15 protein-coding genes and 3 pseudogenes are annotated in these 17,104 nt (G+C 66.3%); 9 read left to right on the top strand and 9 right to left on the bottom strand.

Going from position 1 to position 17,104, the window contains the following annotated elements; genetic code table 11:
• Nucleotides 1–125: 125 nt before the first annotated feature.
• Nucleotides 126–1,933: pseudogene (locus L3V85_RS36665) on the top strand (acetolactate synthase 3 catalytic subunit).
• 24 nt (nt 1,934–1,957) lie between these two features.
• Here the strand turns inward: L3V85_RS36665 and L3V85_RS36660 are convergent.
• Nucleotides 1,958–2,776 carry an SDR family oxidoreductase gene (locus L3V85_RS36660; protein ID WP_237677437.1) on the bottom strand — a complete coding sequence of 273 codons (819 nt, stop codon included), beginning with the start codon at nt 2,774–2,776 and terminating at the stop codon, nt 1,958–1,960.
• 75 nt (nt 2,777–2,851) lie between these two features.
• Here L3V85_RS36660 and L3V85_RS36655 point away from each other — a divergent pair, with 75 nt between their 5' ends.
• The 3 genes from L3V85_RS36655 (at nt 2,852) to L3V85_RS36645 (ending at nt 4,543) form a co-directional block, all read left to right on the top strand.
• The gene (locus L3V85_RS36655) at nt 2,852–3,826 is read left to right on the top strand and encodes an AraC family transcriptional regulator (RefSeq protein ID WP_272934592.1); all 975 of its coding nucleotides are present in this window, start codon (nt 2,852–2,854) and stop codon (nt 3,824–3,826) included.
• 115 nt (nt 3,827–3,941) lie between these two features.
• Nucleotides 3,942–4,250, top strand: a complete 309-nt coding sequence (locus L3V85_RS36650; protein ID WP_237677435.1) for a type II toxin-antitoxin system RelB/DinJ family antitoxin — start codon at nt 3,942–3,944, stop codon at nt 4,248–4,250.
• Nucleotides 4,247–4,543 (top strand): type II toxin-antitoxin system RelE/ParE family toxin, encoded by a 297-nt coding sequence (locus L3V85_RS36645; protein WP_237677434.1) that lies wholly within the window; start codon nt 4,247–4,249, stop codon nt 4,541–4,543. Before L3V85_RS36650 ends, L3V85_RS36645 begins: the two co-directional genes overlap by 4 nt.
• Before the next feature lie 70 nt (nt 4,544–4,613).
• Here the strand turns inward: L3V85_RS36645 and L3V85_RS36640 are convergent.
• The 5 genes and pseudogenes from L3V85_RS36640 to L3V85_RS36620 form a co-directional block, all read right to left on the bottom strand.
• Nucleotides 4,614–6,433, bottom strand: a pseudogene (locus tag L3V85_RS36640) (putative bifunctional diguanylate cyclase/phosphodiesterase).
• Nucleotides 6,434–6,849: 416 nt separating this feature from the next.
• A pseudogene (locus tag L3V85_RS36635) lies at nt 6,850–7,589 on the bottom strand (GGDEF domain-containing protein).
• A complete protein-coding gene (locus L3V85_RS36630) occupies nt 7,590–7,979 on the bottom strand; it encodes a DUF1987 domain-containing protein (protein WP_237677433.1) in 390 nt (129 codons plus the stop codon).
• Between the two features lie 34 nt (nt 7,980–8,013).
• Nucleotides 8,014–8,586, bottom strand: a complete 573-nt coding sequence (locus L3V85_RS36625) for a SiaB family protein kinase (RefSeq protein WP_237677432.1) — start codon at nt 8,584–8,586, stop codon at nt 8,014–8,016.
• A 15-nt stretch (nt 8,587–8,601) separates the two neighbouring features.
• Nucleotides 8,602–9,834 (bottom strand): SpoIIE family protein phosphatase, encoded by a 1,233-nt coding sequence (locus L3V85_RS36620; protein ID WP_237677431.1) that lies wholly within the window; start codon nt 9,832–9,834, stop codon nt 8,602–8,604.
• A 236-nt stretch (nt 9,835–10,070) separates the two neighbouring features.
• On the opposite strand from L3V85_RS36620, the gene L3V85_RS36615 reads away from it, so the two are divergent.
• Nucleotides 10,071–10,622, top strand: coding sequence for a DUF1566 domain-containing protein (locus L3V85_RS36615; protein ID WP_237677430.1), 552 nt, complete (start codon nt 10,071–10,073; stop codon nt 10,620–10,622).
• Here the strand turns inward: L3V85_RS36615 and L3V85_RS36610 are convergent, their stop codons facing one another.
• Nucleotides 10,623–11,663 (bottom strand): ketopantoate reductase family protein, encoded by a 1,041-nt coding sequence (locus tag L3V85_RS36610; RefSeq protein WP_237677429.1) that lies wholly within the window; start codon nt 11,661–11,663, stop codon nt 10,623–10,625.
• Entirely contained in the window at nt 11,653–12,870 is a 1,218-nt protein-coding gene (locus L3V85_RS36605) for a porin (RefSeq protein WP_237677428.1), read from the bottom strand. Before L3V85_RS36605 ends, L3V85_RS36610 begins: the two co-directional genes overlap by 11 nt.
• 172 nt (nt 12,871–13,042) lie before the next feature.
• Between L3V85_RS36605 and L3V85_RS36600 the strand changes: the two genes are divergently transcribed.
• From L3V85_RS36600 to L3V85_RS36580, 4 genes are read left to right on the top strand one after another with little or no spacing between them, the layout of a single operon-like run.
• On the top strand, nt 13,043–13,915 hold the full coding sequence (locus L3V85_RS36600) for a fumarate hydratase (protein WP_237677427.1): 873 nt from the start codon (nt 13,043–13,045) through the stop codon (nt 13,913–13,915).
• 6 nt (nt 13,916–13,921) lie between these two features.
• Nucleotides 13,922–14,539, top strand: a complete 618-nt coding sequence (locus L3V85_RS36595) for a fumarate hydratase C-terminal domain-containing protein (protein WP_237677426.1) — start codon at nt 13,922–13,924, stop codon at nt 14,537–14,539.
• 22 nt (nt 14,540–14,561) lie between these two features.
• On the top strand, nt 14,562–15,536 hold the full coding sequence (locus L3V85_RS37480) for a Bug family tripartite tricarboxylate transporter substrate binding protein (RefSeq protein WP_423838533.1): 975 nt from the start codon (nt 14,562–14,564) through the stop codon (nt 15,534–15,536).
• A 49-nt stretch (nt 15,537–15,585) separates the two neighbouring features.
• Nucleotides 15,586–16,335 carry an HpcH/HpaI aldolase family protein gene (locus L3V85_RS36580; protein WP_237677424.1) on the top strand — a complete coding sequence of 250 codons (750 nt, stop codon included), beginning with the start codon at nt 15,586–15,588 and terminating at the stop codon, nt 16,333–16,335.
• Here L3V85_RS36580 and L3V85_RS36575 read toward each other — a convergent pair.
• Nucleotides 16,322–17,089 (bottom strand): DNA-binding transcriptional regulator, encoded by a 768-nt coding sequence (locus tag L3V85_RS36575; protein ID WP_237677423.1) that lies wholly within the window; start codon nt 17,087–17,089, stop codon nt 16,322–16,324. The two genes, L3V85_RS36580 and L3V85_RS36575, sit on opposite strands and share 14 nt — an antisense overlap.
• Nucleotides 17,090–17,104: the final 15 nt, after the last annotated feature.

The following is a 17,104-nucleotide window of genomic DNA, read 5'->3' as shown; positions in this document are numbered from 1 at the left end:
TCCCGGCCCGACGCAGCAAGCATTGCGTCCATGGCCGCTGGGTCCAAGGTCCCAACACCACCTCACAAGGGTCGGGGGAAGGGGCACCCGAGGTATTTCGTTAGAGAAATTCACAAAGGTAGACCATGAAAAACTCTCCCGCCGGGCATCCCCCGGCAGCCGCGGCATTGCCCGGCGCAACCTCCGCCGCATCGGTTTCACTCGATGCATCCAGCGAAGAGCTCACGGGCTCTGAAATCCTCATCCGATGCCTTCAGGCAGAAGGTGTCACCTGCCTGTGGGGCTACCCCGGCGGCGCCGTACTTCATGTGTACGACGCCCTGCACAAGCAGCAGCAGGTCCAGCATGTCCTGGTCCGGCACGAACAATCGGCCGTGCATGCGGCCGACGGCTATGCGCGCGCCACCGGCCACGTCGGCGTGGCGCTCGTCACATCCGGCCCCGGCTTGACCAATGCCGTGACCGGCATCGCGACGGCCTACCTGGACTCGATTCCGATGGTCGTCATCAGCGGCCAGGTGCCGACCCCCGCCATCGGGCAGGACGCGTTCCAGGAGTGCGACACGGTCGGCATCACTCGCCCGATCGTGAAGCACAACTTCCTGATCAAGGACCCACGGGACATCGCGCAGACGCTGAAGAAGGCGTTTCACATCGCACGCAGCGGCCGTCCCGGCCCCGTGGTGGTGGATTTCCCGAAGGACGTGTCGGCCAGCAGGATCGTCCATGCGGGCTATCCGCAGGCGCTGGAAATGCGGTCGTACAAGCCCACGATGCAAGGACACGGCGGTCAGATCCGCAAGGCCCTGCAGCTGCTTCTGAGCGCCAGGCGTCCCTACATCTATACCGGCGGAGGCGTGCTTCTCAGTGGCGCCTGCGATGAACTGCGCACGCTGGTGGATCGGCTGGGCTTTCCGGTCACCAGCACGCTCATGGGCCTGGGCGCATACCCGGCCTCGGATCCCAAATTTCTGGGGATGCTGGGGATGCACGGCACCTGGGAGGCCAACAACGCCATGCAGGACTGCGACGTGCTGCTGGCCATCGGGGCGCGCTTCGATGACCGGGTCATCGGCAACGTGGCGCACTTCGCGCAGAGCAGGCGCCAGATCATTCACATCGACATCGATCCCTCGAGCATTGCCAAGCGCGTGAAGGTGGACATTCCCATCGTCGGCGACGTCAAGACCGTTCTCGTGGAACTCCTCTGCTTGCTCGATGCTTCAACGGCTCGGCCCGCGGCGCAGGACATGGCCGAGTGGTGGTCGGCGATCGCGATCTGGCGCGCCCGACGCTGTCTTGACTACGATCGCGACAACACGTTCGTCATCAAGCCGCAGCGCGTCATAGAGACGCTTTGCAGGATCACCCGCGATGACGATGTCTACATCGCGTCGGATGTCGGACAGCATCAGATGTGGGCCGCGCAGTACTTCCGCTTCGAGGAACCGCGGCGCTGGATCAATTCAGGTGGGCTTGGCACCATGGGCGTTGGGATCCCTTACGCGATGGGCGTGAAGATGGGAAGACCCGACAGCGAGGTCTTTTGCATCGTGGGCGACGGCTCCGTGCAGATGAGCACCAAGGAACTGTCGACCTGCCTGCAGTACGACACGCCGATCAAGATCGTTCTTCTGAACAACCGCTATCTCGGGATGGTCCGGCAGCAACAGCAGATCAGCCACGAGGGCCGGTACAGCCACAGCTATCTCGACGCTTTGCCGGACTTCGTGAAGCTCGCCGAAGCCTACGGCCATGTCGGCATGCTGGTCGAACGCCCGACCGATATCGAAGCCGCACTGCAGGAAGCCCGGGCCATGCGCGACCGCACCGTGCTTCTCGATTTCCGGATCGATCCGACGGAGAACGTCTTCCCGTGGTGGAAGTGGGCAAGGGCATCAACGAGATGCTGCTGGGAAGCGAAGACCTTTGAGGGGGCGGAGCCGATGACGCGCGGCTAAGCCTTCATCCGCAGCATCGACCGCATTCCCGCAAGGAACTGCTCGTCGGTGCTGTTCCAGCGCGCATCGGCCAGGTGGGTGCTGTCGGGGCCCGCGGGAAATCGCAGCTTTTCCGACGTTTCCGTGGCGGCCGCGAACACGGCCGCCGCGACCTGATTCGGCGTCGTCACCGCGCCAGCGACTTTGAACTGCGCCAGGAGTTGTCCTGCATAGGCCTGGTACGGCGGCGAGATCAACCCGTCCATGCGGTCCATGCCATTGGCCGTGAAGGCGGTACCGGGGCCGTAGCCCGGCTCGACGAGCCGCACGTGCACGCCGATGGACTCCAGCTCGAAGAACAGCGCTTCGGTGAACCCTTCGATCGCGAACTTGCTGGCGGCATAGGGTGCAACCAGCGGCATCCCCGCGAAGCAGACGCTGGACGTCACGTTGACGATGGCGCCTTCGCCGCGCTCGCGCATGTGGGGAATCACGGCCTGGCTCATGGCCATTACGCCGAAGGTGTTGGTCTCGAACAGCTCGCGGATGGTTTCCTTGGGCGTGACCTCGAAGGCCGAGAACAAGCCGATGCCGGCGTTGTTGACCAGCACGTCGATCTGGCCGAAGGCCGCGATGCCTTGGTCTACTGCATGCGCGATGCTCTCGTCGTTCGTCACGTCGAGCCGGACCACGCGCAACCGCTCCGAAGACGCTCCCAGAAGCGCCGGGTCGGGCTTGCGCATCGTCGCGATGACGTTCCAACCCAGCGCCAGGAAATGCGCTGCCGTGGCCTTGCCGTAACCTGAGGAGCAGCCCGTGATCAGTACCGTTTTCATGTTCGTCTTCCTTTCAAGATGGGTCGATGCTAGGGCGCTTGACCAAGACGATCCATATCGCATAATCTGGATTTCATGCGAGATCGTCTAAATGCGGACCCACTGGCTTCCATCGTGGCCTTGCTGCGACCCCAAACGGTGCTGTCCAAGTTCGTCAGTGGCGCGGGCAGTTGGGCGGTGCAATATCCGAGCTACGGGCAGCCCAGCTTCTGCCTGATGGTGCAAGGCTCATGCTGGCTGAGGCTGGACTCGGCAGATCCCTTTCTCATGGAACCGGGGGACTACGTATTGCTGCCCGCAACGCCGGGTTTGCGCATGGGGAGCGACCTCGAGGCAATGGATCGCCCCGCCATGCGTATCGCGGAGGCGAGTCCGGCGGGAGAGGTCCGACATGGCACCCAGGAGGACGAGGCGGCGGTGAGGATGCTCGGCGGCTACTTCCTGTTCGACCCGACGAGCGCTCCGCTGCTGGTGGGGCTTCTGCCCATGGTGGTCCACATCAAGGCGGCGGACAGCGGGGCGGCGCGTTTGAGCTGGATTGCGCGCGCCATCGGCGAAGAGAGCATGACGCCGAGACCCGGTGGCGACGCCATCCTGACGCGCCTTGTCGAGATCATGCTGATCGAAGCGCTGCGCTGGCAACCCGCGCAGGACGCAGCGCCGATTTCAGGACTCCTGGCGGGCCTGGCCGATCCGCGCATGGCGAATGCGCTGCGACTGATTCATGAGGACGTCGCGCGGCGCTGGACCATCGAGGATCTCGCGAGCAAGGTCGGCATGTCGCGCGCGGCCTTTGCCGCGCGCTTCACACAAATTCTTGGCGCGCCACCGATGGAGTACGTGCTGCGATGGCGCATGGCCCTGGCTAAGGACATGCTGTGGCATGACGGACTCTCGCTCGGCGAGGTCGCTCATGCAGTCGGCTACCAATCGGCAAGCGCGTTCAGTGCTGCCTTCAGTCGTTCCGTGGGGCTCTCTCCCAGCGCGTTTGCACGCACGGGGCGTGCCGATCCGCCTGCAGCCCCTGCAGAGGCTAGGCTCGACGCTTGAACCTTCGCGGCATGGCGGCCGACTGCACACGCCTCCGTGCCCGCACCGTGAGCAGCTCATTTGTCATTCAATTGAATTACAATTGATCGATTGTTTTCTGACCAGGAGGGCCGCCATGGCCGCAAACGCATTGGTGCAGACCCGCATCGACGCCGAAATCAAGGAGCGCGCGACTGCTGTGCTCGACAACATCGGTCTTAGCGTGTCGGATGTGATGAGGATCGTTTTGACGCGCGTGGCAAAAGAGGGCGCGTTGCCGGCGGGCCTGACCGTCGATCCCGCGGCGTATGACGCCTGGTTCCGGGCCAAGGTCCAGGAGGCCTTGGACGACCCTCGCCCGGGTATTCCTCATGAAAAAGTCGAGGCGCATTTCGCCAAGCGTCGTGCGGCCGCGCAGCTCAAGGCCGGTGAAGGTGGCGCGTGAGGCTTGAGTGGTCGCCGCTGGCGATGGATGACCGCGAGCGAATATTCGATTTCATCGAGAAAGATGACTCACGCGCGGCAATCTCGGTAGATGAGCGCATTGCCACGCAGGTATTGGTGCTGCTGCAGTTTCCAGAGGGCGGGCGTCCGGGGCGCATCGAAGGAACCCGCGAACTTGTCATTCGTCGCACGCCATACATCGTGGCGTATCGGGTCGAAGAAGATGGCGTTCGCATCTTGCGAGTTCTTCACAGTGCACAGTCGTGGCCCGGTGGACTGACAGATCTGTCGTGAAGACGCGTGGCACGCAGATCTCATGGTTCGACAGCGCGAGGGCGTGTGGTCCGCAGGCCGCCCTCATCGATCAGGCCCCGTCCAGCCCGCTGTGAAGCGCGATGCCCTCGCGCCGATCGGCCCGCTGCTGAAGCCAGCGGAACAAACTGTCCTTGTCCATGGGCGGAGCAATGCAGTAGCCCTGGCCTTCGTTGCAGTCCATGGCCAGCAGCGCTTGCCAGGCGGCATCGTCCTCGATGCCTTCGGCCAGCACGTGCAGGCCGAGCTTGCGGCCCAGTTGCACGACCATTTCGGCGATGCGTGCCCTTGCGTCTCGCTGAGCTGGCGCACGAAAGTGCCGTCGATCTTGATGCGGTCCAGCGGCAGCCGCTCCAGATAGCTCAGCGATGAATAGCCGGTGCCGAAGTCGTCGATGGCAATGGAAATGCCCTCGGCCCGCAAGGCGGTCAAAGTGGACTCCAGCAGTTGCGTGGGCAGCACGGCGACGGATTCGGTGATCTCCAGTTCCAGGTGGCTGCCCTGGAGCCGGCTGTGCGACAACGCCGCGCGCACGGTCTCGAAGAACCCCGGGTCCCGCAACTGCACGGTCGAGACGTTGACGGCCATGCGCAGCGGCGCGCAGCCCGCATCCAGCAGCTCGCGCATGGTCATGCAGGCCGTGGACAACACCCATTGCCCGAGCGCCACGATCAGGCCGGAATGCTCGGCCACCGGAATGAACCGGTCCGGCGGCACCAGATTGCCGTCATCGGCGCGCCAGCGCAGCAGGGCTTCCAGGCCCACCAGCGCGCGGGTGTTCAGGTCGATTTGCGGCTGATAGACCAGGAACAGCTGCGCGTTGTCGATGGCGGCACGCAAATTGGACAGCAGCAAGGCGCGAGCGCGGGCCTCGGTGCCCATGTGCCCGGAGTACTGCAGGTGCTGGCCGCGGTGGTCGCGCTTGGCGCGCTTCAAGGCAATCGTGGCGTCCTTGACCAGATCGACGCCAGCCTGTGCGTCTTCCGGAAGCAAGACGTAGCCGCAGGTCAGCGAGACCTTGTGCGGCACGCCGTCGACGGCCAGCGGCTGGCGCACGCATTCCAGCAATTGCGTCGGCGACACCTGGCCGACGGGTCCGAGCACGCCGAAGGTGTCGGCGCCCAGGCGGGCCAGCACGACTTCGGCCGGCAATGCATCGGCCAGGCGCCGGGCCACGGTCTCCAGCAGGCGGTCGCCGAAGCGGTGGCCCATGACGTCGTTGGTGGCGCTGAAGTCGTCGATGTCGACCAGCGCCAGGATGTGGTCCCGCATGCCCTGCCGTGCGCAGTCGTCGACCTTTTCGACGAAGTGGGTCCGGTTGGGCAGTCGCACGAGCGGGTCGTAGTAGGCGTATTCGTGCAACCGCTCCAGCAGCCCTCGGCTGTGCAGCAGCGTGCTGAGGTTGACGCAGAACACGTCCAGCAGCTGCCGGTCGACAGTGCCGCGCAGCCCGGTGGTGTCGATGAAGACGGCCATGTCCTGATCGTCCTTGCGGCCGATGTGCAGGGCCACGCCGCCGTCCTCGCCATAGACGTTGCAGCCGAGCGAGAGCGCGCGGCGCAACAGGTGCAGCCCGGAGAGCTCGGGCAATTCGGGCAGCGCATCCAGCGGCAGATCGACCAGGCCGGTGAACCGGCCGGCCGCCGCCACCACGCGGTACGGGCTGGCCGGCTGCATGCCCGGTGCACAGACCAGGCCGTCCCCGGCCGCGCCGAGCAGCGCGATGAGCTGGGTGATGATGCTGCGGGCAAAGGCGCGCAGATCGGTCTCTTCGAGCAGCGAGGCGCTGGAGCGCACGATGAGCTCCAGGCTGCGGCTGTTGGCCTCGATGGCGCACAGCTGCTTGTAGGAGCGCACGGCCGTGACGACCATGGCCAGCAGGCGGTCCTGCGTGAGCTCGGCCTTGGTCCGGTAGTCGTTGATGTCATAGCGCAGCAGCGTGTCCAGCGCCGGCACATGGCCCGGTCCGCCCGTGCGCAGCACGATGCGCGTGTTGCGCAGGCCGGCGGTGTGGCGGATGAAGTCCACCAGGTCCAGCCCGGCTTTCGTGCTTTCCGTCACCACGTCCAGGATGACCACGGCCAGGTCGTGCTCGCGCAGCACGAGCGCGCGCGCTTCCTCGCCCGAGTAGGCATGCACGAACACCAGGGGGCGTTCGAACAGCGTGAGGCCCTGCAGCGCGGCGCGCGCTGCCGCATGCACGTCGGCGTCCTGGTCCACGACCAGCACGCGCCAGTCGGGCGCCCGGCCCTTCGCGCGGGCCGACCGGCCCGGCTCAGCCTCGCGCCTCATGCGGGTTGCGCGTGGCCGGATGCGAGCGCGACCTGGTTGCGTCCGCCGCGCTTGGCGACATACAGGGCTTCGTCGGCCAGACCGTAGGCGCTGTCGAAGTTGCTGCCGCGCGGCGACCAGCACACGCCGAAGCTGGCCGTGACGCCGCTGCCGTCGGGCAGATCGAATGCATACGCCTCGATGGCACGCCGCAGCGCCTGCGCGACCTGTCCGCTGGCATCGCCGCCTTGCCCTGGCAGCACCACGGTGAATTCCTCGCCGCCGACACGGCCGATCTGCGCCGTCGTCGGCACCTCTTGCTTGAGGCAGCTCACCACGGCCTGGATGACGCGGTCTCCCGTGGGGTGGCCGAAGCTGTCGTTGATGCGCTTGAAGTGATCGATGTCCAGCACGATCAGTGCGATGTCACCGTCCGAAAATGGCTGTTCACGAGCTCGATGATGGCCGCCCGGTTGAGCACGCCGGTCAGCGGATCGTGCGTGGCGCGGTATTCGAGCTCGGCCGCCAGGTCCTGCAGGCGCAGGTTCAGCTGGTTCATGTCGAATTCGGCCCGGTCACTGCGGCGCACCAGCCGGCGCGTTTCGCGCAGGAGCCGTTCGTAGGCCGTGAGCAGTTCGCCCAGCGCCTGCCGGCAGGGTTCGGACTGCGTCGTGGCGCTGGCGTCGTAGGCGGCGCGCGCGGCTTGCAGCGCCCGGCTCTCGGCGTCGAACAGATCCGGCGGTGCGGCGGTGTCCATTCAGGCCGGCTTCACGGGATGGCTCGCGAAGTCGATCGCGGGAAAGTCTTCGCTGAGCTCCTGGCCGAATTCGAGGATGGTGTCGTCGTCCTCGTCGTGGTACCAGTTCAGGTTCACCCGGTTGCCGGCCTCCACCGCGTCGTTGAGCGCCGCGATCAGGTTGAACAGCATCTTGGTGCTGGAGCTGTTGAAGTAGGCCAATGCGATATTGACCTCGATCTGGGTGCCGCTTTGCTGGGCCAGGTATTCCTTGAGTCGCGCAATCACCTCGCCATAGAAGGCGGCGGCGTTTTCGGGATAGGACTCGCCCCGCAGGCTGAGTGTCCGAGCGTCGAACTTGAAGTCCACCTGGGGGGAACTGGGCGTCGGGGCGATGTAGAGGTTTTCCATCTGTAATCTCGATTCGTTGCCGGGCTTGGGCGGTTTAGATCGCCGCCTTCAGGTAGAACACCGGGGAGCCACCGGCGCTGTCGGCAGCGTCGAAATCGAACTCCAGCGGCTCGCGGGCGTCGCGAGCGACCGTGAGAAGTCCCATGCCCGCGCCTTTGCTGCCTTCGGGCGTTTCTTCGCGCAGCGTCTGGCGGTAGGCCTGCTTGATCTCTTCCAGCGTCATGCTGCGCAGCGTCTCCAGCTTCTCGCGCAACGCATCGGCGATCGCGGGCTCGACGGGGTTGGCGCACAGCAGTAGAAAGCCGCCGTCGCTCTCGCGGCGGATGCAGACCGAGCCGTGGCGCAACTCGCCGCTGTCCAGGCTCGCGGCCGTGAGTGTATCGGCCGAGTAGTGAATGATGTTCTGTGCCATCTCGACGAACGAGGAGAACAGCTTGCGCCGTGTCGGGCCGGCCACGCCGGCCACCTCGAGCTGCAGCTTCACGGCGTCGGACATGGCGGCCACGATGTGCTGGGAGAAGTAGCCCACGTAATAGAAGATGACCTGGTGTTGGCGCGCCACGTTGAAGAAGGAACCGTACTTGTCGGCGATCGGGGGGAAGGGCATGGGTGAATTCCCGTGTCAGGTGCGGAAACAGAAAAAGGTCAGGTCGTCGCGGCGGTGGTGCTCGCCTTGCCAGGCCCGCAGGGCGTCCAGCACCGCCTGATTGACTTGCGCGGCCGTGCGCCCGCGCTGCTCGAGCAGCAGTTCGCGCACGCGACGCTTGCCCAGTGCGATGGCGCGGGGGCCGCCGACCTGGTCGATCAGCCCGTCGGTGCTCACGAAGACAAGGCTGCCCTGGGGCAGGTGCAGTTCCTGGTTGGTCCAGCCGAAGTCGAACTCGGTGTCCATGTAGCCCACGCCCTTGCGCTGCCCCTCGACCAGTTCCACGGCATCGGCGCCGGGGCGCAGCAGGAACAGCGACAGCCGGGCGCCGGCAAACACCAGCCGGCCATGCGCGGGCTCGAACCAGAAGCACGCGGCGTCCATGCCGTCGTCCGAGCCGGGCGTTGCGTCCTGCCCGTCCATCTGGCCCAGCATATGTTTGATACTGCGATTCACGTTGCCCAGCAGGAGGGCGGGGTCGCGCGGCCCGTGCTGCTCGATGGCCTGATTCAGGTTGGTGGAGGCGATCAGCGTCATGAAGGCGCCGGGAACGCCGTGCCCCGTGCAGTCGGCCACGGTGGCGAACCAGCCGTCCGCCGCGGTGCTGAACTGGTAGAAATCGCCGCCGACCACGTCGCGCGGCTCCCACACCAGGTGGGCCTCGGGACAGGCGCGCGACAGGGCGTCGAGCGAGCTGCGCAGGGTGGAGCGCTGGATCACGCTGGCGTATTCGATGCTGTGCATGATCTGGCGGTTGCGCGACACCTGCAGGTCCGCCACCAGGCGCATGAGCTGCAAGCCGTTGCCGACGCCGGCGAACTCGCCGTCGCGCGTGATGATGAAGCCGTCGGACAGGGCCTTCTCGCCGTGCGCCACGGTCTTGAAGGTCAACGCTTCCAGGTCCAGCGCCGCATCGACGATCAGCGGGTCCTTGTCCATGAAGGCGATGCAACTCTTGCGGCCATACAGCTCGACGCGGAACGGCTTGCTCATCTGCGACAGGAAGATGTTCCGGTTGATCAGGCCGATCGGCTGGTTCTGCTCCACCACCGGCAGGCTGACGAGGTCGCGGTGCCGGTTGAAAACCTCCATCACCTTCTCGTTCGTCTCCTCGGTCGTCATGCACGGCACTTCCGTGCAGAGATCCGCCGCGCTGGGCTGGCGAAAACGCGGCCGGAAATCGCTCAAATACTCGGAGGTTTCGGGCATGGAAAACGGCGCCTGCTGGATAGATGTGTACTTATGTTATGTTTTTAACGTTTCGTATCTATGACAGTCGGATGACGGCTCTCCGCGGCTGCTCTGACAGGCGAAGCAATTGCGGGCCGGGCGCGGCTGAGCGAAGCCGGTGCCACCTCCTAGAGTGGAAAATCCGCCAAGAACCTATATGTCATGGAGGATTTTGAATGCGCGATGCGAAGCCTTGGTCGTCGGCGGCTGCTTTGATGACCCTGTTGCTGCTCGGCGGTTGCAACGAACAAGCCGTTTCACCCACGACCCGCCCTGAGTCGGCGGCTGTCGTCACCGATGCCACCACCGGGTTGCGATGGCTGCGCTGCGCCGTGGGCCAGACCTCGAAGGGCGAACGTTGTGTGGGCGAGCCCGAGAGGCTGGGCCTGATGGATGCCCAGGCACGCGTTCACGCGCTCAATACCCAAGGCCATGAGGGCATCACCCAGTGGCGGCTGCCGACCATCGGGGAACTGGCCGCCCTGCGGCGCTGCGACCACGGACTGGTGGACGAGAGCTTCACGCTCGCACTGAGCCCCGAGCAGTCTCCCGTGACCCTGCCACGCTGGTGCGTAGGCGAAACCACCATTCCCACCATCGACGCGGCGCGCTTCCCCGATACGCCGCCCATCAAGTTCTGGTCGGGCTCCGGCAGCGAGGCCGATCAGCACTTCTATGCCGTGAACTTCGGCAACGCGTGGATCGGGCTGAACGAGGACGCCGAATCCACGCACGCCGTGCGCCCGGTGGCCGACCGGGCGCGCTGATCAGCGGGCCGAACTTCGCGAGAAGTACAACCCGGCCTGCTGCGCCCGCATGCAGGCCAGCGCGAACGCGCTCTCCAGGTAGGGCACCGGCTGCTGCAAGGCCGATGCGCTTTCGAGCGCGGCACCGAGGATCGCATCGAGTTCCACGCCGCGGCCGGCCTCCATGTCCTGCAGCATCGAGGTCTTGATCGCGCCGAGCTTGCGTGTCTGCGCCATGCGCTGCGCCGTGTCGGTCTGGATCGTCAGGCCCAGCCGCCGACCGAGCGAGATGCACTCGGTCATCATGCGTTCGAACAATTGGCGCATCGGATCATCGTCCAGCATCCGGTCGGTGGTCACGCCGGTCAGCAGGCTCAGCGGATTGGCACAGGCATTGCCCAGCAATTTGAGCCAAAGCTCGCTGCGGATATCGTCGCTCGCGACGGCGCCAAGCCCGGCGTCAGCCAGCACGCCGGCCCAGTGCTGCGCACGTTCGCTGAGTCCGCCGGCCGGCTCTCCGACCACGACGCGTCCGCCGGCGCTGTGCACTACCACGCCCGGCTCCGAACAGTGGCAGGACGCCATCACGCTGCCGCCGAGCACCTGTTGCACGTCGATGCTTCTTTCGATGGCGCCTTCGGGGTCCACGCTTCGAAGACGCAAACCGGACAGCGGCTTTCCGGGCACCAGGAAATACCACCACGGCAAGCCGTTGCCGACCGGCAGAACAGTGGCTCCTTCTTTCAGCAGGGGCGACAGCGTGGGCACCACCGCCGGCAGCACGTGCGACTTGAGCGCGAGCACCACGAGTTCGGGCGGCTCCATCTCGAGCGGCGATGCCGCGGCGCGAACCGCGATGCATTGCTGCGGCTGCGGGCCGCTTGTGTAGCGCAGGCCGTGCTCGCGAATCGCTTCCAGCGTGGCGCCGCGGTCGAGCACGGTGACCGAGTGCCCGGCCTGCGCGAGCCGCGCCGCGAAGTGGCCGCCGATGGCGCCCGCGCCAATGACCGCGATGCGCAGGGGGCACCCGTTCGTCGGGGTGCGCATGGAATCAGAAGGCATGGCGAAGCCCGAAGTCGTAGCCGGTCGAGCGGCTTGGCACAAGAGCGCCCGACACGAAGCTCGGACCACCCACGGACAGCGCCGCGCCGTTCCTGTTGTCGATGCGCGCAACGCTCGCATACAGGGCGGTGCGTTTGGACAGGTTGTGCACGTAGCTCAACGCCAGCTGCCGCGCCTTCGGGTCCGGCGTGGTGTTGAACGGCCGGTGGTAGTCGTACCGCACCTTTGCATAAGACGCCCGGATCACGCCCGGCCCCACCGGCACGTTGACGCCGAACATCAATCCCGAGAGATCGAGGTCGGACGCTGTACTGGCCGCCAGGCCGGTGACGATCGTCCGGTTCTTGATGCGCGAAACCTCGCCGAAGAGCTTCGCCACGCCCAGGTCGTAGGCCGCGCCGAGGTTGACGGTGTCCTGTCGCAGCGTGGTGCCCGTGAGGTAGTCGCTCAGCAGCGTGTTGCGACTGAGCGCCAGGGCCACGTTCAGCGGCCCCCGGTCGTAGCCGAAGCGTCCGCCGACGAAGCGGCCCGAACGCGTGTCGGTCGCGGCGGGCGTCAGCACGCCGGGCGAGGTCTGGGTCTTCTCGTTGAAGGCGTACTGCACCTGTCCATAGAAGCCCCCGAGGTTCGGCGGCAGGAAGTAGGACACCATGTTGCTGCTGCGCGCATAGGCATTGGTCAGCACCGGGGACACGCCCGCCGATTGCGGCACGCCCATCTTGCTCATCGCGGTGCCGGCGCGGTAGAGCAGGTTGACGCCCACGCCATTGACGCCGAGCGGGTCGAACACGAAGTCGTTGGTGAAGGTCGCGTTGATATCCCGGCCCAGGCGGATCTCGCCGAAGCTGCCGGACAGGCTGACTGTCGAGCGGCGCGCGAAGCTCTGGATGCCTTCCTGCCCCGAGTCGTTGGTGATCGATGATTCGAGCCAGAAGCTCGCGGCCAGTCCGCCGCCCAGGTCTTCGACGCCGCGAAAGCCGACGCGGCTGGACGCAAGGCCCGAGTTCGACAGCACCCGCTGGCTCGCGGTGACGCTGCCCTGGTTCCGATAGAACGGATTGGCCAGCGTGGCCGATTTCGGGTCCGTCGACTTGTTCGAATAGCCGCTGATGCCGGCATCGACCACGCCGAACAGCGTGACCGAAGATTGGGCGCACGCCGCACCGGCCAGGCCGGCGGCTGCAAGTCCCATCGCGAAAAACCTCATTGCTTGTCTCCTCCATGAAAGTTGGGGAGCGCATTGTTGGAGGGGCGACGGCACCGGCGCAAACGAAACGTTCAGACTTTTCTACAGGTGAAAACTTCAAAGAATGCGCTTGAACACTTGCTCGCGACAGCGCATCGTACGGGCCATCGAGACAAGCGAATCCCACGTAAACATGGCCATCGACAGTGCCACTCTTCAACGAGTGACGGCGCAGCTCTATGAGCGCTCCCTGAAGAAAATTCCCGACGACACGCGTGCCGCGCTGCAGCGCGCCGAAACAGCCGAGACCGGCAGCACCGGCAAGCACACGCTCAAGATCATGCTGCACAGCGCCGACGCCGCGCAGCAGGGCAACGAGCTGGTGTGCACCGACGTCGGCATTCCCACCTACAGCATCAAGATCGGCACGCGCGTGCAGTTCGACGGGCCGGTGCGCGAGGCCATCGTGCGCGGCTTTGCCGACCTGGTGCAGCACATCGACCCGCCGATCCTCAAGATGGTGACCAACCCGCTCACGCATGCGCGCAGCTATGCGGGCAAGGACATGCCGCTGCTGAGCTTCGATGTGATCGACGACGCCGACTACATGGAAATCGTCTGCGCGCCCAAGGCCATGGGCACCGGCCGTTGGGAGGCCGTCGACGCCTTCGTGTACCCGACGCTCGAGCAGATCGAGAAATTCGTGCTCGACACCGTGCTGCGCGCGGGCTCGCAACCCTGCCTGCCCATCGTTGTCGGCGTGGGCATCGGCGGCACCTTCGACTACGCGGCGCGGCTGGCCAAGGAGTCGGTGCTGCGCCCCTTCGGCCGCACCAACCCGGAGCCCATCCTCGCGGCCATGGAGCAGCGCCTGCTGGACGCCATCAACGCCATGGGCTTCGGCCCCATGGGCACCGGCGGCGATGCCAGCGCAATGGCGGTACACATCGACTATGCGGCGAGCCATGGCTTCGTACCGGTCGCGGTGTGCTTCAACTGCTGGATCAACCGCCGCACCTCAGCGCGCATCTACAACGACGGCCGCGTCGAAGACCTCAACTGGTAGGCCGCGATGCTCCACAAGCTTGAACTTCCCCTCTCGCGCGAGAAGGTGCGCGAACTCGCGGTCGGCGACATGGTGACGCTGGACGGCGATATCACCGTCAGCATCGGCCTGCCCACGCACCAGCGCATGGCGCAGGCCGTGGCCGACGGCCAGGCGTTGCCGGTCGATCTGCGCGGCGGCGCCTTCTTCCACCTGAGCACCTTCGTGCGCGAGACCGCCGACGGCCCCGTGCCGCTCTACATGAACCCGAGCACCAGCACGCGCTACAACGCCTGGATGCCGCCGCTGGTGCGCGGCCTCGATCTGCGGCTGACCGGCGGCAAGGGCGGGCTCGACGCGGCCTGCGTGCAGGCGCTGCGCGACACCGGCTGCGTCTACCTGTCCTTTCTCGGCGGCGGAGCGCCGCTGCTCTCGCGCGGGCTGCGCCGCGTGGTGTCGTCCCATTGGAACGAATACATCTCGCAGTTCCGCCTGCTGACCCTGAACGTGGCCGCGCTCGGCCCCGCCACGGTGGCGATCGATGCCCACGGCAACAGCCTCTACGACCAGCTGCGCGATCAGGCGCAGGCCCGCATGCCGCAATTGCTGCAGCGACTGGAAACCGCCCGCAAGGCATCCCTTTAGAAAACCTCAGGAGACTTCAAGAATGAACAGGAGACATTGGCTCGGCGCGAGCCTGGGCGCCATCGGTGCAGTTGGCGCAGGCGTGGCCGCGAGCCTCTCGCCGATGGCTGCATGGGCCTCGAACAGCGGGTGGCCGAACCGCCCGATCCGCATGGTCGTGCCCTTCCCGGCTGGCGGCAGCACCGACATGGTGGCGCGCTATCTCGCGCAGGGCCTGGGCGAGCGCCTGGGCGCCCCCGTCGTGGTCGACAACCGGGCCGGCGCGGCCGGCAACATCGGCACCGACGCCGTGGCGAAGGCCGCACCCGACGGTTACACCATCGGCCTGGTCACCTCGGGCCCGCTGGTGAACAACAAGTTCCTCTACAAGTCGATGCCCTTCGACGGCGACAAGGACCTGACACCGATTGCGCTGGTCTGCGAGATCCCGATGGTCTTCGTCAGCAACCCCGAGCAGCTGAAGGTGCGCAACCTCAAGGAGTTCGTGGAGGCGGCGAAGGCCAAACCTTCCGCGTTCTCCGTCGCCACGCCCGGCAACGGCACCATCGGCCACCTGGCGCTGGCCGACCTGTCGCAGACAGTCGGCGTGCGCCTGCAGGACGTGCCTTATCGCGGCGACACCCCCGCGCTCACGGACCTGCTGGGCGGCGTGGTGCAGGCCATCTCGGCGCCCGTCTCCACCTTCATTCCGAACATCCAGGCAGGCAAGCTGCGCGGGCTGGCGGTGACATCGGGCACGCGCTTTCCCGGCCTGCCCGATGTGCCGACCGCCAGGAGCAGGGCATCGACCAGACGGCGACGGTGTGGTTCGCGATGGTCGGGCCGGCAGGCATGCCGGCACCCATGGTGCAGCGACTCAACGCCGAGATCAACCGCCTGCTCGAATCCCCGCAGGGCAAGAGCAAGCTGCAGCAATACGGCGGCGTGGTGGCAAGCGGTGCGCCGGCACTGCTGCGCCAGCGCATCGAGGCCGACGGCCAGAAGTGGCAGCGCGTGATCAAGACCGCGCAGATCAAGCTCGACTGAAGAAAGGCAGGCATACGCCCATGAAAGACAGCAGCACGGCCGAAGCGCAACTCGGCACCTTCGTCAAGACCGGTTCGCCGCAAACCGTCGAAGTGCTCGGTACCACCGGCCTGGACTTCGTCGTGGTCGACGCCGAGCACGCGCCCTTCGATCGCGCGCTGCTCGACCTGATGGTGATGGGCGGGCGCGCCGCTGGGATACCGGTGTTCATCCGCATCCCGGAGATCAATCCGGCGGTGATTCTTTCCTGCCTCGACATCGGCGCGGCCGGGCTGCTGGTGCCGCACGTGGACACCGCCGAACAAGCCCGCGAGGTGGTGGCCATGGCGCGCTACCGCGGCGGCCGCCGCGGCTACTCGGGCGGCCCGCGTTTTGCGGGCTACGCGAGCCTGGGCATGGCGCAGGCGCTGCAGCTGGGCGACCAGGCGCAGATCGTCTGCCAGATCGAGAGCGCGCAGGCCGTCGAGGAAGCGCAGGCGATTGCCGACGTGCCGGGCGTGGCGGGCCTGTTCGTGGGCCGCGCCGACCTGGCGTTGTCGATGGGGCTGGACGATCCGCGCGCGCCGGAGGTGCTGCAGGCCACCCGCGTGGCGCTGCAGGCGGCCACGCGAGCCGGCAAGCTCGCGGGCATGCACGTGGGCGGCACGCCCGAGCGCGAGCAATTCATGGCCGAGGGCGCCAACTGGTTCGTCGTTTCGTCCGACCAGACCTTGCTGCGGCAGGCGGTGCAGGCCTTTGCCGGACCGCCCAGGACATCTAGAGCGCGCTGAGCCGCTCCCTGATGCGCAGGGCCATCTCCTGCATCGGCGGCAGGAATTTCTTCACCGCCTGCTCTTCGCTGATGGCGGAGGTGATCCATGTGAGCCCGGCGCTGGCCACGACCCTGCGTCCTTCGAAGATGGGCACGGCCAGCGTGTTCGAGACCGGCCTGACATCGGGCACGCGCAACGCATAGCCCTGCTGGCGGATCTGCCGCAGCATCGCCTGCACGGTGCGCGGCTGGGCCGCCGGCGCATTTTCCGGATCGTCCGAAACCCTGAGGATGTCGAGCAGCGCGCGGCACTCCTGCGCCGTGCAGGCCGCGAGGTAGACCCGGCCGAGCGCGCGCGTCATGAAGCTCAGGCGCATGTTGATGCTGGAGTGCAGCAACGACAGCGGCGAGCTGGGAATCGTGCTGTAGCGGATCACGACCGCGTCGTAATCGGGCACCGCCAGCGCAATGGGCCATTTGAGTTTGCGCGTCAGCTCGTCCATGGGGCGCATCGAGGCCTCCACCAGTCGCGGCTCGCCGTGGTAGCCCGACGACAGCTGCCGCACGCCCGATGTGAGGCTGTAGGCCCCGTACTGCGGTGCCCGTGTGACCAGCCCCTTGCCCTCCAGCGTTTCGAGCAGCCGGATCAGCGTGGGCTTGGGAATGCCCGTCTGGCGGTGCAGCGTGTCGAGCGTGCAGACGGGGGAACGGTTGAGCGCGGCCAGTACGTCGATGGCGCGCTCGACGGCACGGATGGGAGTGAAGGATGGCATGGAGGGCGCAGTGTA

The sequence above is a fragment of the Variovorax paradoxus genome (assembly GCF_022009635.1).
Classification (GTDB): domain Bacteria; phylum Pseudomonadota; class Gammaproteobacteria; order Burkholderiales; family Burkholderiaceae_C; genus Variovorax.
The sequence above is the reverse complement of the archived record's forward strand: the minus strand, read 5'-3'. Positions and strand labels throughout refer to the sequence as shown.